Annotated in this window: 18 protein-coding genes; 11 read left to right on the plus strand and 7 right to left on the minus strand. The window is 67.1% G+C overall.

Features of this window, described 5'->3' with window-relative positions; translation table 11 throughout:
• Positions 1–9 precede the first annotated feature (9 nt).
• The gene (locus tag LRA89_RS15490; RefSeq protein ID WP_230771808.1) at positions 10–1113 is read left to right on the plus strand and encodes an ROK family protein; all 1104 of its coding nucleotides are present in this window, start codon (positions 10–12) and stop codon (positions 1111–1113) included.
• On the opposite strand, the gene LRA89_RS15495 is transcribed toward LRA89_RS15490, so the two are convergent.
• The 6 genes from LRA89_RS15495 to LRA89_RS15520 form a co-directional block, all read right to left on the minus strand.
• On the minus strand, positions 1091–2188 hold the full coding sequence (locus tag LRA89_RS15495) for a Ca2+-dependent phosphoinositide-specific phospholipase C (protein ID WP_230771605.1): 1098 nt from the start codon (positions 2186–2188) through the stop codon (positions 1091–1093). The genes LRA89_RS15490 and LRA89_RS15495 overlap by 23 nt on opposite strands.
• Before the next feature lie 388 nt (positions 2189–2576).
• Positions 2577–5411 carry a TonB-dependent receptor gene (locus LRA89_RS15500; protein ID WP_230771608.1) on the minus strand — a complete coding sequence of 945 codons (2835 nt, stop codon included), beginning with the start codon at positions 5409–5411 and terminating at the stop codon, positions 2577–2579.
• Positions 5412–5538: 127 nt separating this feature from the next.
• Positions 5539–6570: a FecR family protein gene (locus LRA89_RS15505; RefSeq protein WP_230771611.1), complete on the minus strand. Its 1032-nt coding sequence runs from the start codon at positions 6568–6570 to the stop codon at positions 5539–5541.
• Complete coding sequence (locus tag LRA89_RS15510) at positions 6567–7112, minus strand: RNA polymerase sigma factor (RefSeq protein ID WP_230771613.1); 546 nt, start codon at positions 7110–7112, stop codon at positions 6567–6569. The genes LRA89_RS15505 and LRA89_RS15510 overlap by 4 nt, the downstream gene beginning before the upstream one ends.
• Positions 7109–10072 carry a TonB-dependent receptor gene (locus LRA89_RS15515; RefSeq protein WP_230771615.1) on the minus strand — a complete coding sequence of 988 codons (2964 nt, stop codon included), beginning with the start codon at positions 10070–10072 and terminating at the stop codon, positions 7109–7111. Before LRA89_RS15515 ends, LRA89_RS15510 begins: the two co-directional genes overlap by 4 nt.
• Positions 10069–11601, minus strand: coding sequence for a CehA/McbA family metallohydrolase (locus LRA89_RS15520; protein WP_230771617.1), 1533 nt, complete (start codon positions 11599–11601; stop codon positions 10069–10071). Before LRA89_RS15520 ends, LRA89_RS15515 begins: the two co-directional genes overlap by 4 nt.
• Positions 11602–12141: 540 nt before the next feature.
• Here LRA89_RS15520 and LRA89_RS15525 point away from each other — a divergent pair.
• The 10 genes from LRA89_RS15525 (at position 12142) to LRA89_RS15570 (ending at position 20443) form a co-directional block, all read left to right on the plus strand.
• Positions 12142–12579 carry a DUF2946 family protein gene (locus LRA89_RS15525; RefSeq protein ID WP_230771619.1) on the plus strand — a complete coding sequence of 146 codons (438 nt, stop codon included), beginning with the start codon at positions 12142–12144 and terminating at the stop codon, positions 12577–12579.
• Between the two features lie 177 nt (positions 12580–12756).
• Entirely contained in the window at positions 12757–13449 is a 693-nt protein-coding gene (locus tag LRA89_RS15530; RefSeq protein WP_230771621.1) for a superoxide dismutase, read from the plus strand.
• Between the two features lie 25 nt (positions 13450–13474).
• The gene (locus LRA89_RS15535; RefSeq protein WP_230771623.1) at positions 13475–13951 is read left to right on the plus strand and encodes a copper chaperone PCu(A)C; all 477 of its coding nucleotides are present in this window, start codon (positions 13475–13477) and stop codon (positions 13949–13951) included.
• Positions 13951–14571 carry an SCO family protein gene (locus tag LRA89_RS15540; protein WP_230771625.1) on the plus strand — a complete coding sequence of 207 codons (621 nt, stop codon included), beginning with the start codon at positions 13951–13953 and terminating at the stop codon, positions 14569–14571. Before LRA89_RS15535 ends, LRA89_RS15540 begins: the two co-directional genes overlap by 1 nt.
• Positions 14564–15001 (plus strand): copper uptake system-associated protein, encoded by a 438-nt coding sequence (locus LRA89_RS15545; protein ID WP_230771627.1) that lies wholly within the window; start codon positions 14564–14566, stop codon positions 14999–15001. Before LRA89_RS15540 ends, LRA89_RS15545 begins: the two co-directional genes overlap by 8 nt.
• Entirely contained in the window at positions 14998–16236 is a 1239-nt protein-coding gene (locus tag LRA89_RS15550; protein ID WP_230771629.1) for a TonB-dependent siderophore receptor, read from the plus strand. Before LRA89_RS15545 ends, LRA89_RS15550 begins: the two co-directional genes overlap by 4 nt.
• Positions 16217–17134 carry a TonB-dependent siderophore receptor gene (locus tag LRA89_RS15555; protein ID WP_230771632.1) on the plus strand — a complete coding sequence of 306 codons (918 nt, stop codon included), beginning with the start codon at positions 16217–16219 and terminating at the stop codon, positions 17132–17134. Before LRA89_RS15550 ends, LRA89_RS15555 begins: the two co-directional genes overlap by 20 nt.
• Before the next feature lie 6 nt (positions 17135–17140).
• Entirely contained in the window at positions 17141–17278 is a 138-nt protein-coding gene (locus tag LRA89_RS15560) for a hypothetical protein (RefSeq protein ID WP_230771634.1), read from the plus strand.
• A 46-nt stretch (positions 17279–17324) separates the two neighbouring features.
• Complete coding sequence (locus LRA89_RS15565) at positions 17325–19334, plus strand: TonB-dependent receptor (RefSeq protein ID WP_230771810.1); 2010 nt, start codon at positions 17325–17327, stop codon at positions 19332–19334.
• Positions 19334–20443, plus strand: coding sequence for a PepSY-associated TM helix domain-containing protein (locus LRA89_RS15570; protein WP_230771637.1), 1110 nt, complete (start codon positions 19334–19336; stop codon positions 20441–20443). The genes LRA89_RS15565 and LRA89_RS15570 overlap by 1 nt, the downstream gene beginning before the upstream one ends.
• Before the next feature lie 87 nt (positions 20444–20530).
• Here LRA89_RS15570 and LRA89_RS15575 read toward each other — a convergent pair whose 3' ends face one another.
• Positions 20531–20866, minus strand: coding sequence for an STN domain-containing protein (locus tag LRA89_RS15575; protein WP_230771639.1), 336 nt, complete (start codon positions 20864–20866; stop codon positions 20531–20533).
• Positions 20867–20927 lie beyond the last annotated feature (61 nt).

A 20927-nucleotide genomic window follows, 5' to 3' on the forward strand; every position in this document is an offset into this window, starting at 1 on the left:
GTGCTGGACATGATCTGGCGGCGCGGACCGATCGCGCGCGGCGATCTGGTCGCGCTGTCGGGGTTGACCGCGCCGTCGATCACCCGCGCCATCCAGACCCTGTCTGGGTTCAGCCTGGTCGGCGAGCGTATCGACCGGGCCGGTGCGCGTGGACAGCCGACCCGGCCGGTCAGCGTCGAGGTCGACAGCGCCTATGCGATCGGCGTGTATTTCTCGCACCATCATGTCGAGATCGGGCTGGTCGACATGGCCGGACGGCAGGTGGAAACGCACCGGACCGGCATCGTCGATCTCACCATGGCGGCGGTGCGCGACCTGATCGCCCGATTCATCGACGACGTGCTGGCGCGCCACATTGTCGACGCCGACAGGCTGGCGGGGGTCGGCGTCGCGCTGCCGGCCGATTTCGTGCGCGATGCCGATCTCCTTCACGCCCATGGCTTCTTTCCGGCCTTGCGCGAGGCGGGGGCACCGCGGTTGCTGGCGCGCGACATGCCGCTGCCGGTGTTCGTCGAGAATGACGCGGCCAGCGCGGCGCTTGGCGAACGGTTGCTGGGTGCCGGGCAGAATATCGACGATTTTCTCTTCGTCCATATCGGGCACGGCGTCGGCGGAGCGCTGATTCTCGGCGGGCGGCTGTACCGGGGAGTGCATGGCAATGCCGGGATGGTCGGGGTGCATTTCCCCAACGACCGGCCGCGCCCGTCGGGGCAGGATTTGTTCGCGCATCTGCACTGCGAAGGAGTGGCGATCGACGATTTCCCCGATCTCGCCGCACTCGATATCGGTGCCTGTCCGCCGCTCAGGGCGTGGGTGCGCCGGGCGGGGCGGCAGTTGCGCGAGCAGTTGTCGCTCGTCGCGCGGCTGTTCGATCCCCAGGCGGTGATCATCGGCGGTCGCCTGCCGCTGCCGCTGCTCAACGCGCTGGTCGCCGAGGTCGATACGCCCGATTTCTGCAACGAAGGCGTCGGGTTGCCGCGACCGAGCGTCCTCGCCTCGCCGCTCGGCAATCGCGCGGGAATGATCGGTGCCGGCTCGCTGCCGATCTACCGCCTGCTGATGGACGGTACGGACGGACCGGCCGGGGCGTTCACTCCAGGGTTGCGGCTCTGACCGGTCGGCACGCCCCGCCGGTCACCGGGTTGCAGCGCACGAACCGGCCGCCGGCGAACCGCACCGCATAGCCCGAAAAGCGCGGATCGGGGACGGGATAGTCGGTCGACACGATCTGCGCACCGCTTGCCAGCGCCCGGTCGCGGGTGGTGGTGTCACCGGCGCGCGCCTGTTCGGTTTCGGCATCGGCACGGGTATAGACCAGCATCCCGCGCGCCCGCGCCGTGGCGATCCGGGGATCGTCGGATCGCGGCAGGATCGCCCAGCGCTCGCCGGTATCGGCGAGCGGCACGCCCTTGCCCGGCCGCGGTCCGGTGAACAACAGGCCATGGTCGCCGACCGCCGCCCGATAGCTGCGCGCACTATCCTCGGCATCCAGCAGGAAAACGAGCACCCGGCCGCGCAGCGCGTCGATCGTCGGCCATGTCGGCCCGATCCCGGCCGGGGCAAAGATACGTTCCCGGCCCAGCCCATGCACCAGCTCGCCCTCAAGCCGCCGCCACCCGTCAGCGCAGAGCCCGACGCATTTGCTGCGACGGTCGCGCTTCACCTCGATCATCAACAGCAGCGGGACATGGCCGGGGTGCGCGCGCGACCATTCGCCAATCGCGCGCAGGCAGTCGGCAAAGACCGGGCAGGTGCTGCGCGGATCATAGTCCGCCTTGTGGATCGTCTTGAACCCCGGTCGCCGCATCGCGCCGCTGCTATCCCATGGCTGGCGCGGCGTGATGCCGGCGGCGCGCAGGCGTTGGATATATCCCGGTCGGACGAACCGGTCGCCGGCCGGATCGTCGTGCACGTCGAGCTCGAATGCGCGAATGCCGCGATCGAGCTGCGTCGTCAGCGGCAGGTTGGAATAGTCAATCGCCCGCGCCAGACGTGGGCCGGTCCATTCGCCATCGGCATAGCTGCCGCGCAGAAGCCAGGCGAGCAGTTCGGCATCGGGGGCAAGGTGGTAGCTGTTGTGCGTCTCGACATACTGCACCTGATCGAGCCGCATCTGTCCCAGTTCGGGCATTTCCACGCTGGGGGAAGCTGCTGCGATGAGCAAGGCGAGAGTTATCTGTTGCAGCATTAGAGTCCGTAACCATTTTAAATTGCGCAACGCAATTATATAGATCGGTTTAATGACAATTTGAGGATCGATCGCAGAACCCGCAGGCCATTATCGGTGAACAAACGGACATGCGCTTCCGGTCGGCAAGGATCGGTACAAGGAGGTAACGCCACCATGAACCGAGCCGAGGGCTGAATGGCGGCGTCGAACGTCCAGCTATGCGACGCTGGCCGAATGGACTGCAGATCACGCTGACATGCGGATCACCTGCGCCTGTAGCCGGACGATGAACCCCGGGAGTGCAGACAGTGCTGATCATGAATAAGTTCGAAACCTGGATGCATGGTAACCCCGACCGGGGGAGCTGTGGCGCAACGCTCCCCCGGCCGTGATCCTGTTGCCAAAGTCAGAATGCGAAGCTGACATTGGCGAGATAGGTCCGCCCAGCCTCGACATAGCCGCCGCGCCGGTCCGCCGACAGGACGCGCTCACCGCGACCATAGGTCGACCAATAGGCGTAGTCGTCGAGCAGATTCTGTACCGCCGCGCCGACCTTCAGGCCGTTCGGCAGGACATAGGATGCCGACAGGTTCAGCTGCTTGGACGGTTGTGCGTACACATCGGGGCGGTTGCCCCGCACTTCGACCAGCTGCGTTGCCGCATAGCGCCAGGCGAGCGACGCGGACAGGTTCTTGCCCGCATAGAACAGTTCGGCGTTGAACAGCACACCCGGCGCGCGCGGCAGGTCGAGGCTGCGTTCGTCCGTCGCGCTGACGGTCAGGTCGGCGCGCGTCTTCTGCAACGTCAGGTTGCTGGCGAGGCCAAAGCCCTGCCAGAAGCCCGGCAGCATCATGAACTGCTTGCGCGCGGCCAGCTCGATGCCGAGTACATGGCCCTTGCCGCCGTTGTTCAGCGTCTGCACGTCCACGCCGTTCACCGACACGGTGCCCGAAAACGCATTCTGGTCGCTAGCGGCATTGGTGGTGCCGGTGGCGAAGATGACGTTCGAGAGCGCCTTGTAATAGGCGGCCACCTGGAACACGCCGCCGGCCTGGTCGTAATAATCGGCGTTCAGGTCGAAGTTGATCGCCTGCACCGGCTTCAGGTTCGGGTTGGGCTGGCTCAGGCCGACGATCGTGCCGTTGGTGTCGCGCGTGACGACGGTCGGCCCGACCAGTTGGTCGAACGCCGGGCGGGCATAGCTCTTGCGCACCGCACCGCGCAGGACGATCCGGTCGTCGGGACGGTAATCGACGAGGATGCTGGGCAGCAGCTCGTTGTAGCTGCGACCGGAACTGGTCGATTTCAGCGTGCCGTTGTCCCGCTGGAAATAGCGGGCGTCGAAGCTGTTATGCTCGAACCGCACACCGGGGATGGCGGTCAGCGCGCCGTTGCCGATGCGCGCCATCGCATAACCCGCGATCCGCTGTTCGGTGCCGCCCAACTGGTTCTGCTGCATCGTGTCGGCCGAAATCGGCACCGACAGGTCGGTGGCAAGGCCGCGCATGGTGGCGATATCGAACAACTTGATCGGCACCTGTGCCCCGCGGCCCATGAACTCGTTCAGCACGGTACCCGGAAACGCGGCGCTGGTCAGGCCGCCCGGCGACCAGAACGGGCGATTGTCGTTGCGGATGTAGCCGTTACCGGCGACTTCCATTTTGTACCGGGTCTCGCCGTCGGTCGCGATGCTGTTGGTGTCGCGGGTGGCGCGTTCGTATTTCGTGCCGGCTTCGATCGTCGTGTCGGGCGCGACGGTCCAGCGCAGGTCGCCCCGCGCTTCCCACTTCGCTTCCCGCGCATATTCGCTGCCGGATTCGACATACCATTGCCGCGTATTGCCCAGATCAGTGGCGTAGGCATCGGCGGCGGGCGTCAGCAGTACGCGCGGGTCGTGGCCGTCGACGGTCGTGACCATCTCGAACTGTGCGATGCCGCCCTGGTTCGGCGTGCCGATATAGGGGAAGCCATAAAATGCCGCCTGGACCCGCTGCGGATAGACCTGACGCCCGCGCGAATAGCCGCCGCTATAGTCGAGGCGCAGCGCGTCGGCGGTCGTGGTGCCGCCCGCCTTCAGCGTGAGGAGCGACTGGCGCGAATCCTCGGTGCGGAAATACTGGCCGGGCATCATGCCGAAATCGTGGCGCATGCCCAGCGCGTCGTAATCGCCGTTGGTGTTCGGATTGACCTGGAAACCGGCCGCGCCGCGCAGGCCGATCAGGAACGGATTGGTCTGTGCGCCGACCAGTTCGCGGCGCAGCGACGATTGCGACTGCACGCTGTTGAGGTCGAACGCGCCATAGGTGCCGCGCAGATACAGGTCGGTGCCGCCGCCGCGCCAGTCGAGCGTGACGTTGCCGCCATAGCGCCTGATCTGGCTGCGGTAAAAATTCCACTGGACGCCGCGTGCATAGATATTGTCGGGGTTCGCGCGGATCGTGCCGGGGATGGTGCGGTTCAGGATTTCAGGATCGCGCTGGAACGCGGTGGATTCACCGGCGGTATTCTTGTCGCCATAATAGCCGTTCAGGTAAAATCCGAACTGTCCGTCGGCCATCGTACGCGCGATCTCGGCTTGGGCCATGCCGCCGAGCGACTTCTGGTCGCGGGCGATGGCGCGACCATTGGCCTCGCCCTGCACGAAGATGCGCGTCAGCGGACGATCGAAATCGAACGCCGACTGCGTGCGAAAATCGATCGATCCGGCGATCGTGTCGCCATCGGCATTAGCACCGGGAGCCTTGTCCACCGCGACCATCGCGAGGCCGAACGGCGACAGCAGGTTCATCGACACCGATCGCGACGCGCGGTCGGTCTGCGCCATGCGGACGCCGTTGATCGCATAAGCGTTGTACGACGAATCCAGTCCGCGGATCGTGACATACTGGCTTTCGCCGGTCGCCGCCTGGTTGCGTGACTGGTCCACCGAGGCGGAGATGCCGGGAAGGCGGGTCAGCAGATCGGCAAGGTTGGTCTGCGGCTGGGCGCGCAGTTCGTCGCCGGAGACGACGTTGGCGACCGACTGCGATTCCTGCTGCGCGCGCAGCGCATCGCGGCGCAGCCGCTTGCCGGTAACAATGATCGACTGGTCGTCGTCGGATTCGATGGCCGTTTCGGGTCCGGCGGGTGTCGCGACTGCTTCATCCGCATCGCGCGCGGCGGCGTGTGCCGATGCTGCACCGGCCATTGCCAGCGCGAACAAACTCGTGCGGGCAATCGCCGCCATCTTTGGTTTCATCATAGATTTTCCCCCAACCCCGGCCCGTCGGCACCATGCCGTCCGGGTCGAACACTGGGGAAAACGGGGATCGTTGCGACGCCCTCAAAATATTCTTTTTACTGTAACAAGATTCTCGGGAACTACCGCCTCAGCGCAGTATCACGACGTGCAGCCCGTCGCCCTGTTCCACCACCCGCACCGGCAACGCCGCCTCCAGCCCCAGCCGCCACGCGCGCGGGGTGGTGACGTCCATGACTCCCGAAAACCGCAATTCCGCGACCGCCGGATCGTCCAGCACGAGTGCGACGTCGCTGTGGTTGGCCAGGCGGCGGGCGACGTCGGCCAGCGCCACGTCGTCGAACACCAGCCGTCCGTCGCCCCATGCCGCCGCATCGGGATCGGCGGGCATCACCCGCACCTCCGCCTCGCCGCCGACGAAGCGTTGCCCGGCGGTCAGGATCAGGGCCCGGCCCCCGTCGATCCGTTCGATCCGCAACCGTCCATCGAGCAGGTCGACGCACACCCCGTCGCCCAGAGGGTCGACGTTGAAGCCGGTGCCGAGCGCAGTCAGGCGATAGTCGCCCGCCTCGACCACGAACGGTCGGGCGGTATCCTTGGCGACGGTATAGAACACCTCGCCCGACAGATGGCGGATATGTCGTTGGTCCGCCGACATCGTGCTGGCGATCCGCGCGCCGCGCGACAGCATCACCGACGATCCGTCGAGCAGCCGGGCGTGCGACGGTGCGTTGCCGCGCGCGGCGATGATCCGTTCGTCTCCGGCTGGTGCGGGGCGCATCGCCTGCCACCCGCGATATCCAGCCAGCCCGGCGACGCCCGCCGCCACCGCGCCGCCCGCGAACCGCAACACCTGTCGCCGCGGCATCACGCGGGGTGGGGGCGGCGGCGCGGCAAGGTCGGCGGCCGGTTCGCGCGTGCTGTCCCCGGCATCGCCGGACGTGTCGTTGGATAGGGCGGCGCGGCCCAGCACGCCGGCCATCAGCCAGCGTTCTACAATGTCGTCCGCGATCGCCCGGCCATCCGGCATAGCGGCGATCAGCGCGTCGAGCCGCGCCTCCGCCACCGGATCGAGCGGCGCGCGCAACCCGGCCAGCACCAGTGTGACCAGCGCCTGCGCGGCCGGATCGCCGGTTGCCGATGCGGCGTCCGCATCGCTCATTCAGGGGTGCCCGCGTCGCCCGCCTTCAGGCTAGCGAGCGCGTTCATGATGTATTTTTCCACCGAACTCACCGAAACGTTCATCCTCTGCGCGATCTCGGTATGTGACATGTCGTCGAAACGGTGAAAGAGAAAAGCCTTCCGCCACTTTGCCGGCAATTCCAAGATTCTTCTACGTATAACGCGCAGATCGTCGCGACCCTCAACGATGCGGTCGGGTTGCGGCGCACAGGAACGCAGATCCTCTGCCAGCGGACCGTGCTGCGCGGTCCCGACGCGCACGGCGGCATGGCGGTGGTTGTCGATCCACACGCTGGACGCGGCGGCGAAGACATAGCTTTGCGCGATCTCCTCTCCTGCCTGCAATTTGCGGAGCAGGCGCATGAACACCTCCTGCACCAGATCGTCGATGTCGCCGGACGGCGCGCCGCGACGCCGGTAATAGGCGACCAGCGGCTGGCGATGCGTCTGCACGAACACGTCGAACCGCCGCGCTTCGGCAAGCTTGGCGGCATAGACGCCGGTGGCCGGCGAGGCGGTCATGCCGGCATCCGCCACCGGATGCCGACCGATACCGTGCGTCCGAACAGGTTGATCTCCTTGGGCTGGGCTGAGGTGGTGCCATACAGATATTTGTGCACGCCCAGCAGGTTGGTGGCGTCGATGTCGATCGTCAGCGCGCCGTGCGCCGCGACCGAGATCCGCCCGTCGAGCGTGCCGAGCGGGGCAACATATTCCTCACCGATCACGCTGGTCCCATAGCTGTTGAGATAGCGGCTGCGCCAGAACCAGCCCAGATCGGCCGCCAGCACGCCGCGTTCATAGCGCCCCGCCAGCGTCACGCTGGTCCGCGACAGCCCGATCAGCCGGTCGCGGATCACCCGGTCGCCCGCGCGAAACGCCGACGCCACCGCCACCAGCGTCAGCGATCCGTTGACCGATGCCCGGCCGCCGATCGCGGTGGGCAGCGGCAAGCCGAACGCACCAGCGACCTCCGCACCGCTCAGCGTCGCCTTGCCGCCGTTCTGCGTGGTGCTGAGCAGGAAGCTGCCATGGTCGGGGAACGCGATCGGGCGATTGGCCGAGGTGATGTAATCGTCGAGCCGACGCTGAAACAACCCCGCCGACAGGGTGCGTGCCGCGCCGGGGGTATAGTCGATCGCCATGTCCAGATTGGTGGCGACGAACGGCCGCAGCATCGGATTGCCGCCCGATGCGGTGCGGTTGTCGAGCGACAGGGTAAGGCGCGGCGCGATATCGGTCAGGTTGGGGCGGGTGACGCTGCGCCCCGCCGCCAGCCGCAGCGTTAGGTCCGCCGCCGGCTCCCACCGCAACGACAGGCTGGGCAGGAACGACAGGTAGGTGCGGCGATAGCGGACCGGCGTCGCGGCGATCCCGTCGCTGCGATACCCGGCCGACACCTGTTCGGTATGGGGCAACCGTACCCCGGCCTCTATATCCAGCGGCCCGCCCAGCAGCATCGCGCCCGTCCGCATCTGGCCATAACCGCTGATGACGCGCTCGCGGATCGCATAGGAGGCGGCGAGGTCGTCGATGCCGGGCGCGGTCGCCAGTGCGGCTTCGGTCAGCAGCAAGTCGCGTTGCCCGGTGGCGCTGGGCACCAGCCAGCGCCCGGGCGTCCCCGCCGGTAGCCGTCCGAGGAACCCGGCATGGGGCAGCGGTTCGTAGGTCGCCGGTCCCAGTCGCGCATCCGTCACCGGCACACCGCGCAACGTATCGATGAACAGGTCGCGCCGCCGATAGTCCCGCCGCCGTTCCTGCCACGCCATGCCGCCGCGCAGCGTGGTCGCGAACCGGTCGTCCAGCACGCGTTCGGCATCGATGCGCGCCGCCGCCGCCGTGTCGCGCGAATCCTTTGGCGCATAGTTGTAGGTCCATCCCGCATAGCTGGCCGGGTCGGTGAGATCGCGATCGGTGGTCAGCGTGGCTGGGGTGCGATACCCGCGGGAGAAGTCGAACGACAGCGGTGCAAAGAATGCCATCCGGCTGCGCGACGTGCCCATGGCGCGCGGCTGATGACTGTGCGCGCGCGAAAATCCGGCATCGGCGACCACGTGCCAGCCGCCGTCGTCAATGCTGTGGCGAATCCCCGTGACCAGCAGGTCGTGCCGGTTGCGGCTGGTTTCACGCGAGGCCATCCACCGCACGTCCTCGATCCGCCCGGCGATGGCGGTGTCACCGTTCAGTACCGCCGATCCGGTGACGAAGCGCGGCGTCACATAGGTCGCGTCGTCGGGATAGATATCCAGCCCGGATTCGTCGTAATCGACGTCGAGCCGGGTGACGAACGCGCTGGCCTCTGTCATGTGCCCCACCGCCGGGCGCCATTGCACCACCGCCATGCCCGATCGCTGGTGCCGGTCCTCGATCTCGATCGTCGGCCGCACCCGTCCGGGGGTGTAGGTGCCGTGCGGCAGGATGCCGGGGAAGCGGTCGCGGGTCCATTGGAATTCAAAGAAGCGGTCGTTGCGGATCGCCCGCCGCCGCGCCTGTGCCATCAGCAGGATGCCAAGGTCGCCGCCTGCCGTCGTCCAGCTACCGATGCCGGTCACGCCGCCGCCGGGCTGGCCGCGCCAGTCGTTCATGTCGCTGCGCACCGCCATTTCGATGCGATTGCCGATGTCGAGGGGGTGCAGTATCCGCATGTCGACGGTGACGCCGACCGCCGCCTCGTCCTGTGCGGAGCCGGTGGTCTTGGCGACGTCGATCCGGCCGATGAATTCGGCGGGGATCATCTCGAAGCGGAACGAACGGCCGCGCGGGCCGCCGTTTTCGACCAGTTCGTTCAGCGCCACCGCCCGCCCGTCGATCTCGGCGACGTGGAATACCGAATCCAAACCGCGCGCGAACATGTAGACGCCGCTGCCGCGCTGGTTGTCGAGCTGGACGCCGGGCACCAGTCGCAGCGCGTCGGCGGCGCTGACGGCGGGCAGTTGGCGGATGCGGTCTGCCGAGACGCTGTCGCCGATCCCGGTGCGCAGCCGCCGCAGCCAACGGTCGCTGTCGGCCCCGTTCAGCCGCCCCATGACGACGATCGGTTCGATCGTGTCGTCTGCGTAGTCGGGGGCCGCCGCGGTCGCGGTGGGCGGGCGGTGCGGCGACGTTGCCCGCGCGCGCGCCGGTGCCGGCGGCGGCACCGCGAGCGCAAGCGCGAACAGATGGCGGTCGATCTGGACAAGGCGCAGCCCGGCGGCCGCGACGACGCGCCGCAGGTCGGCGAGGGTCGCGTTGTCGGGCAGCCGCTCCGTCGTGCAGAATGCGGCGAGACGACCGGGATTGAACGCCACCTGCAACCCGATGCGCCGCGCCGTCCGCAGCACCAGCGGGGCAAGCGGCCGGCGTCCCGCACAGCGGCCTTGCCCCTCGGCGGGCGTCACCGCGCCGACGGCCATCGCAAGGCCGATCCCCGACATGGCGACCGGTCCCCAGCGCCGCCGCCGCGCCGTCCGCGCACCCGTCACCGGCACGACCTGCGATATCACGGGGCAGGGGTGTGCGATCGGCCGTCGCACCTGTCGCCACGCGGCCCATCGGCGCCGGGATCGGCGCGGCGTTGCAGATAGACCGGATTGCCCACCAGGATCGTCGCCCCATCGGCGGCGATCACATCGGCCCGGACCCAGCGCGCCCGGCCCAGCCCGGTGATGCGGAACGGCACCGTCGCATCGTCACCGGCAAACGGGGGCAGGATGATCCGCCGCTCCGACCCGCCGACCCGCAGGACGGCGTGCGCTCCGGCCGCGCCGCGCACATGGATCGTCCCGCGCACGTCCCGCGCCGCGCCGATCGCCAGCATGTCGCCCATCGTCGCGTCACGCGCGCCCGCGCTCAGCGTCATGTCGAGCAACCGGTCGCGCCGCCCGGCGATATCGACGAACACCCGCCCGCGCTTCAATCCCGCGACCAGCGCGTCGCCGGTGCGCGCGCAGGCGTGGACGACGGTCGCGGGCACGCCGACGGGCGACTGGCGACCGATGGGGGAGGGTTGCGGCTGCCGCCCCTGGACCGCGTCGTGGTTGTCGCTGCCCCCGACCCCGGTCAGGCGGTAGCCGCGATCGAGCAGGCTTTCCCAGAAGCGCAGGTGCGCACCCATTGCCCGGTACGGATCGCCTCGGAAGTCGTCGATCGTGTCGCCGTTGGCGATCTCCACCCCGTCGATCAGGCGATAGTCGGTGTCGGTCGCGACCCAGCCGCAGCCAAGGCAGTCCTCGCCAGTCGGGGTCGCGGGATGATTGATGCTCAGGAACCCTCCGGTTTCGTGCGCGGCCTTCAGGATGGGGTTGACCGATCCGCCTGCCGCGCCCGCCTGTGACAGGTCGATCGCGGCGGTGCTGCCGATCAGGTTCGCATGGCCGAACCGCGTCGTGATCTCCCGCCCCGGCAGCAGGACCAGCGTATCGAAATACGTCTGCGCGACCACCAGTTCGGCGAAGTGCGACGTGACGTTGTGATCTGTCACGGCGAGGAAATCGAGCCCCGCATCGGCCCCCGCCTGCGTCGTCAGGAACAGCGGGCAGGGGATGTTCGCGCCCGACAGGCTGCGGCACCGCGCGTCGCTGTGGCCGGTATGGCTGTGTAGGTCGCCGTGATACCAGCCCGCTCCACCTGCGACCGGGGCATCGGGAAACGCGCCGACCGTCGGGTCGCCGCGCCGTGTGAAGCGGATATCGGCGCGGTACTTTGCGCGCCCGCCCGGGCGCATGCTCGCAACCGTCATGGTCAAACGCCAGCGTCCCGCCGGGATCGGGCCGGGCAGGAACGAGGCGGTCGCGAACGTATCGTTGATGACGAACGCCTTCTTGATCCCGCCGCCCCAGCCGCGGTCGCGCTGTGGGTCGGCAACGCCCAGGGTGATCTGGGTGCCGTCGGGACCATCCAGGGTAAACGCGACGCGAACCTGGGTCACGTCGGCCGGCACGTCGAACGCCAGATCGCGTATCGTGCCGCGATCATCGGCGCCGATCGTGCCATCGATAACGATGTCCGCCGCCGCCTGCGTCGGGACCGGCAAGGATTCGTTCGCATACGGCGACGGCGGGGCAGACAGAGCAATCAGTGCGAATGCCAACGCGGGGACGTTCAGAAAACACCTGCTTCGTTCGAGGTTGTACCTGCCGACCGCTACGGATTTCTGTCGCGCAGCAATGCCCTGAGGTTCCGTCGACGCAGATAGGCAGCATGGATGACGCACGGATGACATGTGCGGGTGTGCACCGTGATCGCCCGTCCGGTACTTCAGAACTGTGTGACCACCTTTCGTGCCTGCTGCGAGCATTCGCTGCCAAGCGGCATACGCACGGTTAAGCGATCGGTTAGGTCTGAGGGCTTGCCGGCATGATTTGCCTCGTCGTCGGGTACCTCACGGTAATGCAGTGGATACCGTCCAACTCCGGTCATACGGACGTTGGCCGGGCCGCGATCGATCGCGTTGCCGGCGTTTGCCGGGCTGGAGGCATCCGCTATGCTCACGATCGCTCGCTTGGGCGTAGCTGCGGTAGCTATGACACAATGTCCAAGTGACACTGCTGTTCGGCAAAGCTAGTCGGGTATCATGCAGGCCTTCCGGCATCTTCTGGCGCAACGCAATATCGCTGTGCTGATATGCGCGATGACGTTGCTGCTGAAGCTGCTTGTACCGACGGGATATATGATCGGGAACGATCACGGCACACTCAACATCATGATTTGCTCGGGCACGGGTGCCCGATCTGTCGCGATGGGGATGCCCGGCATGACGCACGACATGGCGGCGATGCACGCCACCATGTCCGATCATGGGAAATCCGGCGATCAGGGCAAGCCAGAAGTGCCGTGTGCTTACTCCGGCCTGTCGGCGCAGGTGCTCGGCACCGTCGATCCCATCATCCTGTCGGCCGCGCTGTCCGTTGTAGCGAAGATGGAATTGCTGGGGTCGCCGCGGCCAGCACAGCGACCGGTGCCGTATCTCCGGCCTCCGCTGCGTGGACCACCGCACTTGCCCAAACAGTGATCGCCGACCTGCCGGTCTGACCGGCGCGTCGTTGGCGTCGCTGCATGCCGGACCTGTGACCCGGCACGCGGCCCGGCTCGTCATATCGATCCCCTGCGTCTGACGCCCCGCGGTCGTTTACCGCATGGCGTGTCGTGCGACGATCGTCCGAGCCATCGGCAAGAAGGACTTTTCCATATGTTTCGCAGCCTGCTTCCGGGCATTGTCGCCCTGTGCGCGGCGGTGCCGTCGCTTGCTCAGGTTACGCCTGCGCCGTTCACGCTCCCTGCGCTCCCCTATGCGGCCGACGCGCTCGATCCCGCGATCGACGCGCAGACGATGACCATTCACCACGACCGGCACCACAAGGCCTATGTCGATGCATTGAACAAGGCGGTGGCCGCCGACGCCACACTCAGCGGTCAGCCGCTTGAAACGTTGGTGGCCAGGGCGGGCACGCTTGCGCCAAGCGTTCGCAACAACGCCGGGGGGCACTTGAACCACGGTTTCTTCTGGAAGACGATGGCGCCGGTTGCACGATCCGGCCGACCATCCCCGGCGCTTGCCGCCGCGATCGATCGGCAGTTCGGCTCGCTCGCCGCGTTCAAGGCGGCGTTCAAGGAGGCCGGCACCAAACGGTTCGGTTCGGGCTGGGTATGGCTGTTGGTCACGCCGGACGGCGCGCTCGCCGTTACCTCGACGCCCAATCAGGATAATCCGCTGATGGACGTCGCCGAGGTGAAGGGCACCCCCATCCTTGGCAACGACGTGTGGGAACACGCCTATTACCTCAAATACCAGAACCGCCGCGCCGAGTATCTCGATGGGTGGTGGCAGGTGGTGAACTGGCAGGTCGTTTCGGACCGCTACGCCGCCGCATCGAAGCGCTGACCACACCAACAATCAAAGGAAGATCATGACCTATCGTATTGCGCTGGCGCTCGCCGCCACGCTCGTCGCGCCTGCCGTCGCGCAGGATGTCCGCAAGGGCCCGATCACCGTCTCGCAGTCCTGGTCGCGTGCGACCTCGCCGCGCGCCACGGTCGGTGCCGGCTTTCTGACCATCCGCAATGACGGTACGCAAGACGACCGGCTCCTGTCCGCAACGTCACCCCGCGCGGCGCGCGTCGAGATCCACACCATGTCGATGGAGGGCGGCATCATGCGGATGCGGCCGCTGCCCGATGGCATCGCGGTGCCGGCCGGGGGCAAGGCGACGCTTTCGCCGGGGGGTAATCACATCATGCTCATCGGACTGAAGTCACCGCTGAAGCCGGGCGAGCGCGTGCCGGCGACCTTGCGCTTCGCCCGGGCCGGCACCGTGAAGGTGGCGTTCGTGGTCGGCGGCGCCGGCGATGCCGCGCCGTCCGGCGGCCATGGAGCACAGCACTGATGCGCGGGCCTCGCAGCCGCGGCCTGCTCCGCGAAACCGCCCTGGCATCGATCCTGACGCTGGGGCTCATCGCCGGCATCACGGGCTGCTCGCGTTCACCCGATGAGGGCGGCAATCAGTCCACGGCGGCAGCGCCGGCCGGTCCCGGCGGTCCGTTCAAGCTGGTGGATACCAAGGGGGCAACGGTCACCGATCAGACACTGAAGGGCAAGCCCTATGCGATCTTCTTTGGTTTCACGCGATGTCCCGACGTGTGTCCCACGACGATGGCACGGATGGAATTGCTGAACAAACGGCTCGGCACACAGGCGGACAGCATGAACATCGTCTTCGTGTCGGTCGATCCCGAACATGACAAGCGGGAAGACGTCGCCAGCTTCCTGTCGATCTTCGACGCACCGGTGATCGGCCTGACTGGCGACCCTGCGGAACTGAAGCGGATGGAGAAATCGTTCAAGATATATGTCGAGCGGGTGCCCTTGCCCAATGGTGACTACACGATCGATCACACAGCCAAGATACTGCTGTTCGATCGCAACGGGCAATTCGCCGAGACGATGGATGCCAAGGAACCGGTGGACCAGGCTGTCGCCCGGCTGAAGCGGCTGATCGATGCCTAGGCTGCTGTGGGTGGTCGGCGCCTTCGCGCTCGCCGGCTGCGGCATCGAGAATACGGTCATCGACAAGACGCGTATCCGCGAGGCAACCGAAGCGCATTTCGGTAGCCCTCGCTTTCCGATCGAGCTCGGTCCCGTGGTCATCAGCGGCGATCATGCAATCGCCGACTGGACTCAGGGCGACTATGGCGGACGGGCCCTATTCGAACGGGGGGCGTACGGCTGGATACTGGTGCTGTGCAGTGGCGATTCGATCCGGCGCGCGGAGAATCTGCAACGCGCCGGTGTGCCTGACTTCAACGCCGACTGGATCGCCGATCAGCTGGCAAAGGCGGAAGCAGACCTGCCGCCCGAGTACCTTGCCAGAATGAAGCGCTTTGTCGGTACTGCGCAAGATCACGAGAACTATTTGAAAACGTTGGAAGCACGATGAAGAATCCTACTTCGTCGGTTCCCCTGAGGTTGACGGCGACGGCACTTGCCGCGTTCGGCATCGCTGCGGTTCCGGCGCACGCGCAGTACGCGCCATCGAACGATGCGAGTGCTTCGAACTGGACGCCGGACATCGTCGTGGTCGGGCAGCGCGAGCAGTACGCCGAACCCGGTTCGGCCGCCGCGACGAAGACAGACACGCCGCGCATCCAGGTGCCGCAGTCGGTGCAGGTGCTGACCGGCGCCCTACTGCGCGATCAGGATCGCCGGCAGTTGGGCGAGGCGCTGGCCAACGTGTCGGGCGTCGTTGGCAACCGGCCCGAGGAGGGGCTGACGGTCGGTCCGCTGGTGCGCGGTTTCCTGGCGGAAATCTATCAGGACGGCCTGCCGATGTTCGGTGCCTTCTCGGCCGTCAACGATCCCGCAAGCCTAGTCGGCATCCGTCGGATCGAGGTGCTGAAAGGGCCGACCGCTACGCTGTACGGCGGCGGCGTCGGCTCGCCGCTGGGCGGGCTCATCCATGTCGAGAGCGAGCGTCCGGGGACGGAACTGCAGGGATATGCCGCGATCCGCGCCGGGTCTTTCGCGACGTTCAACCCCTATGGCGAACTCGACGTCCCGATAACGACCCGCATCTCGGCGCGCGTCGCCGCCGAGTATCAAGGCAACGACCACTGGATCGACCGGATCAAGGGCGAGCGGATCTTCGTCCAGCCGAGCATCGCCTTCCGGCTCGGCGCCCGGACCGACCTGATGGTGCAAGGGCAATATGGTCGCCGCGAACAACTGGAATATTCGGGGCTTCCCGCCGCCCACGCCCTGGCGGGCACGGTGGACCCCAATGCCTTTCCCGGCGCGCCGAACGATCAACCGCGCTCCACCGTCACGAACCGGATGGTGACCGGCACGTTGCGGCACGGCTTCGCCGACGACGTGCGGCTGACGGTCACCGGCCGCTATTATGACAGCCGCGTGCCGCAGTTCGGCACGTTCCTCTATCCCGACCTGTACCCGGCCGCCCCCGCCACCCCGACGCGCTATCCGCTGCTGGCCCTCAACATGCTCAGTCATTTCGAGGAGGCGACGTTCGATGCGAACCTTGTCGCGAAGACCGAAATGTTCGGTGGGACGCACACCTTCCTCGCCGGCGCCAGCTACGACCATACCGACCTATTCGGATATGGCCTTTGCCGGGGTGCCTCTGGGCTCGATCGACTTGGCCGATCCGGACTATGACGTGTCGTTCGGCCAGGTCCTGCGGCCCGGCCTGCTGCAGACGGATCGATACGCCACTTTGGCGATCTATGCACAGGATCAGGCCGATTACGGCAGGCTGCACCTCACCGGGTCGCTGCGCTATACGCGGCTGAAGTTTCGCGAGGACCAGCAGGCGACCGACGCGACATACCATCGCCTGTCGCCACGGATCGGCGCGACGTTCGACGTCGTGCCGGGGGTGGCGCTGTACGCCGGATATTCGACCGCCTTCCGCGGGGCGTTCGGCCTCCTCACCCGCTTCACGCCGCGCCCGGAAACGTCCCGCAACATCGAGGGCGGGATCAAGCTGGCGGCGACCCGGCTCGGCCTGTCCGGCACGCTGGCGCTGTATGAACAGACCCGAAACCATGTCGCGACGCCCGATCCCGACCCGGCCCATCCCTTCCTTTCGGTGCAGACCGGGCAGCAACGCTCGCGCGGGGTCGAGGCCGACGTTATCTGGGAACCGCGTCCCGCATTTTCGCTGATCGCGAACTACGCCTATACTGATGCGGCGGTCACCCGCGACAGCAACGCGTCGCTGATCGACGACCGGTTGCCCCGCGTGCCCCGGCACAGCGGGCGCATCGCCGCGCGCTATCGCTTCGTCGACGGCGACGCGAAGGGGCTGTCGCTGGGTGCCGGCGTCACCGCCTTCACCGCGCGCGAGGTCACGCTGCCCAACACCGTGTCCGTGCCGGGCTATGCCGCGATCGACGCGCAGGCCGCCTATGACATCGGGCAGTTCACGGTGCAGGTTTCGGGTGTCAACTTGGGCAACGCGCGCACCTTCGACACCTACCAGTATTTTGCCTTTCCGGTCGTGATGCCCACACAGCCACGGTCGGTCTTCGTCACGATCAAGGCCCGGATGTGAACGGCCATGACCGATACGGATGGCGGGTTTGGCGTTGCCTGGGTGCAAGCCCCGCGCCCGGACGTCACCCCGCCGATGACGGCATGGTTCACCGGCGTCGGAATGCAGGCCGAAGCGCCCGCCGTTGGCGGCCAGACTGCCTGATGGACCATGACATTCAAACCACGCAGGGAATATTGCCGTGAAGATCATGATGCTTGCCACGTCCGGCGTGGTCCTGGGCCTTACGCTGGGATGCCCGGCCGCCGCGCAGGACTCGCGCCCGGACCCCGTCGAGGGCGATACGCGCTTCACGATCGGCGATATCGTCGTGACCGCCCCCAGCATGGCGCGATCGACCGGAAACGTCCTGACCTCTGTCGACCTGCTCGGCGGCGATATCGCGCAGCGCCAGTCGGTCGACAATGCATGGGAGCTGTTCGCACGCCTGCCGGGCGTCGTGCTGACCGATTTCAATCAGGGCACGACCTCGGGCCGCTTCTCGATCCGCGGCTTCAACGGCGAGGGAGAGATAAATGCGGTCAAGCTGTTGATCGACGGTGTGCCGACCAACGACAATGCCGGCGGCATGACCGGGATCGACATGATCGCGCCGCTCGACATCGCCGGGATCGAGCTGGTGCGCGGCACGTCCGATCCGCGCTGGGGGCTGCACAACATCGCGGGCAACGCCAACATCCTGACGCGGATCGGCGGCACCTACCTCGACGCACGGGGCATCGCCGGTGCGTTCGGGACGATCGACGGACAGGTTTCGGCGGGACTGGAGCGCGGCGGCTTCAGCCAGAACTATCTGGTCAGCTATCGCCGCACCGATGCGTATCGCGACCATGCCGACCTCGACCGGCTGAACCTGGCGGGGAAATGGTTCTATGATTTCGGATCGACGCGGCTGGGCGCGATCGTGCGCCATTCGCGCGCGACGGCCGAGGAGCCCGGCTACCTGACCGATGCCGACGCCTATACCCACCGCCGCCGGTCCTATGCCGTATCCGAAACCGATGGCGGCACGCGGCGGCTGGGCCAGTACAGCGTGCACCTCGATTCCGACCTGACCGGCGACTTGGCGCTGAGCGTCAAGGGCTATGCCAACAGCCTGCACGACGACCGCTACGTGCGTTTCTCCGCCAACGTCGCGCAACAGCGGCGGCGCACCGACGAACGGCAATATGGCGGCACGGTCGCGCTCCACTATCATGCCGGCCCCGCGCTGATGATCGAGGCGGGCGGCGACGTGCAGGTGCAGGACAACCAGAGCCGGCGCTGGCTGACCGACCGCCGCACGACCACCCGCCAGACGCGCGACCAGCAGTTCGACCTGACCGTCTATGGCGGCTACCTCCAAACGATCGTAACGCCGACCGACTGGCTGAAGATCACGCCGGCTTGGCGGATCGACCGGATCGAGGGCGATTTCGCCAACCGGCTCGCGGGCATCACCGCGCCGATCAACGATTACGGCACGATCAGCCAGCCCAAGCTGAGCGTCGCGATCGTCCCCGCGCACGGCGTGACGGTGTACGGTAATTACGGGCGGACGTTCCAGATCGGCGTGGGATCGGGTGCGTATCTGATCCCGCCGCGCCTTACCGATGTCGCCGCGTCGATCAACGAAGGCTTCGAAGGCGGCGTGAAGCTGACGCGCGGACGCTGGCTGGAGGCGCGTGTCGCGCTGTGGCAGCAGACGGCGAGCGGCGAGCTGAAGCGTCGGCTGAACGATCCGTCGGGCGATGTCGACAATCTCGGCAAGACGCGGCGGCGTGGGATCGACCTCCAGCTAGACGTGAAGCCGGTGCGCGGCGTCGCCTTGTGGGGCAGTTGGTCGCACCAGAGCGCGCGGATCGTGACACCCGACCCCGCGACGCCGTCGCAAGCGGGCAACGCCATCGACCATGTTCCGCGGAACGTGTTCTCCGGCGGGCTGGACGTTACGCCTGATCCGAAGTTTCGGCTGTCGTTCTGGGGCAATGGCCAGTCCAGCTACGAACTCGATCCGGCCAATAGCCAAGGGCGCTACGGCGATTATGTCGTGCTGAACGCGGAGGTTGCGTACAAGGTGACGCCGCAGATCGAGCTTTCGGCACAGCTCAAGAACCTAGCCGACGATCGGTACGAATATGTCTGGTACGACGGGGCGCAACAGCTGCATGCGCCGGCCGATCCGCGGTCGCTGTTCGGCGCGGTGCGCCTGACCTTCTGATGGAGACGGCGCACCCGTCGCTGCGCGTCGTCGTGCGCCGCATCCATCTGTGGCTGGGGCTGACGATCGGCGCGCTGTTCGCCTGCGCCGGGCTGACCGGCAGCGCGCTGGTATTCTATCCCGAGATCGATGCGGCGTTCAACTCGGCGCTGCGTGCGGTGCCGACCGGGGCACGGCCGCCGTCATGGCAGGCGGTGGTCGATACGCTCCACCGGGAACATCCCGACCGGACGGCGGCATGGCGGATCGAGGTCACCGGGGACGGGGGTGCGATCCCCGTCCGCTATTACACGCCACGCGAACGGGCGGGGCGGGATTTCGCGCCGTTGCTGGTCTGGATCGATCCGGTGCGGCTGACGACGATCCGAACCAGCTTCTGGGGCGATACCCTCGTCACTTGGCTCTACGATCTCCACTATCGCCTATTGCTGGAAAAGCCCGGCGGAACTGCGATGGGGATTGCCGGGATCGCCATGCTCGTCCTGCTCGTGAGCGGCGTGTGGGCGTGGTGGCCGCGTGCACGGGGCGTCGCGCGGGCGCTGCGCTTCAAGCGCGATGCGGGGCCGATCCGGCGGCTGTACGACTGGCACAAGTTGACTGGACTGGCCGGATTGACCCTGCTGCTGGTCGTCACCGTCACCGGCGTGATGCTCGACCTGCCCGATCAGACCCGGCCGATCCTTGCCCGTTTTTCCGCGCTGTACGTGACGCCGAAGCGGGTCGTCGCCCCGGATGGCCAGACGATGCCGATCGACGCGCTGGTTGCCCGTGCACATCGGCGCTTCCCCGGTGCTGCGCTGGCGTGGATTGAGACACCGGCCGACACTGCCAGCCCGGTCCGGATCAACCTTGCGCAGCCGGGCGAGCCCAGCCGCCGCTTCCCGCGGACCAATGTGTGGCTGAATCCCCATGGCGGGCGGATCGTCGCCGTGCGTGACGGCCTTGCGGAAAGCGGTGGCGACAGCGTGCTCAACTGGCTGCATCCGCTGCACGGGGGCGAGGCATTCGGGCTGGCCGGCCGACTGCTGGCGTTCGTCGCCGGGCTGGTGCCGGCCCTTCTGTTTGCCACCGGCGTGCTGCGTTGGGCGCGGCGGCGCAAGCGGCGGTGACGCCGGCACGGTTCGCCGGCAGGATCACCCCCAGTGCGACGGCAGCTATTCCGGGCGGGCGGGAATCATCCCTCCCGCCCGGGATGTTCAGCGACGGGCCCTGACGATCTGGAAGCCACCCTTGATCGTCCGCTCTTCCAGACCCGTGCCGCGCAGCATCGCCTGAAGCGCCTCCTCCGGGACCATCGTCCCGACGACCGGTTTGGAACGCTTGCCCTTGGCCAGCTTAGTGCCCGAAATCGGGCAGCGGGTCGCCCGCCGTAACTGGTCGAGCGCCCTGTCAAGCCGGTCGCCCGGAATGGCGATGGCGATCGGCGTGTTCTGGCAATCGTACTTGAAATCCTCGGCGGTGGCCGTCGTGCCGGTGCCGGCAATCACTAGGGCCAAGGCCGGACCAGCCAGCCGAACGACAGAGACGCGCATACAATATTTCCTTCGATGAAGATCGGGTAATCGTGATTGATCGGCGCGATGCTTGGGGTTT

This window comes from Sphingomonas sp. Leaf4, from assembly GCF_920939515.1.
Lineage (GTDB): Bacteria > Pseudomonadota > Alphaproteobacteria > Sphingomonadales > Sphingomonadaceae > Sphingomonas.

Bases quoted from the DNA above. Each gene is read 5' to 3' on its own strand.
- LRA89_RS15495 (WP_230771605.1), bottom strand. From the start codon at position 2,188: ATGCTGCAACAGATAACTCTCGCCTTGCTCATCGCAGCAGCTTCCCCC.
- LRA89_RS15550 (WP_230771629.1), top strand. From the start codon at position 14,998: ATGAAGAATCCTACTTCGTCGGTTCCCCTGAGGTTGACGGCGACGGCA.
- LRA89_RS15565 (WP_230771810.1), top strand. From the start codon at position 17,325: ATGATGCTTGCCACGTCCGGCGTGGTCCTGGGCCTTACGCTGGGATGC.
- LRA89_RS15500 (WP_230771608.1), bottom strand. From the start codon at position 5,411: ATGATGAAACCAAAGATGGCGGCGATTGCCCGCACGAGTTTGTTCGCG.
- LRA89_RS15535 (WP_230771623.1), top strand. From the start codon at position 13,475: ATGACCTATCGTATTGCGCTGGCGCTCGCCGCCACGCTCGTCGCGCCT.
- LRA89_RS15570 (WP_230771637.1), top strand. From the start codon at position 19,334: ATGGAGACGGCGCACCCGTCGCTGCGCGTCGTCGTGCGCCGCATCCAT.
- LRA89_RS15575 (WP_230771639.1), bottom strand. From the start codon at position 20,866: ATGCGCGTCTCTGTCGTTCGGCTGGCTGGTCCGGCCTTGGCCCTAGTG.
- LRA89_RS15505 (WP_230771611.1), bottom strand. From the start codon at position 6,570: ATGAGCGATGCGGACGCCGCATCGGCAACCGGCGATCCGGCCGCGCAG.
- LRA89_RS15530 (WP_230771621.1), top strand. From the start codon at position 12,757: ATGTTTCGCAGCCTGCTTCCGGGCATTGTCGCCCTGTGCGCGGCGGTG.
- LRA89_RS15545 (WP_230771627.1), top strand. From the start codon at position 14,564: ATGCCTAGGCTGCTGTGGGTGGTCGGCGCCTTCGCGCTCGCCGGCTGC.
- LRA89_RS15525 (WP_230771619.1), top strand. From the start codon at position 12,142: ATGCAGGCCTTCCGGCATCTTCTGGCGCAACGCAATATCGCTGTGCTG.
- LRA89_RS15510 (WP_230771613.1), bottom strand. From the start codon at position 7,112: ATGACCGCCTCGCCGGCCACCGGCGTCTATGCCGCCAAGCTTGCCGAA.
- LRA89_RS15560 (WP_230771634.1), top strand. From the start codon at position 17,141: ATGACCGATACGGATGGCGGGTTTGGCGTTGCCTGGGTGCAAGCCCCG.
- LRA89_RS15540 (WP_230771625.1), top strand. From the start codon at position 13,951: ATGCGCGGGCCTCGCAGCCGCGGCCTGCTCCGCGAAACCGCCCTGGCA.
- LRA89_RS15490 (WP_230771808.1), top strand. From the start codon at position 10: ATGATCTGGCGGCGCGGACCGATCGCGCGCGGCGATCTGGTCGCGCTG.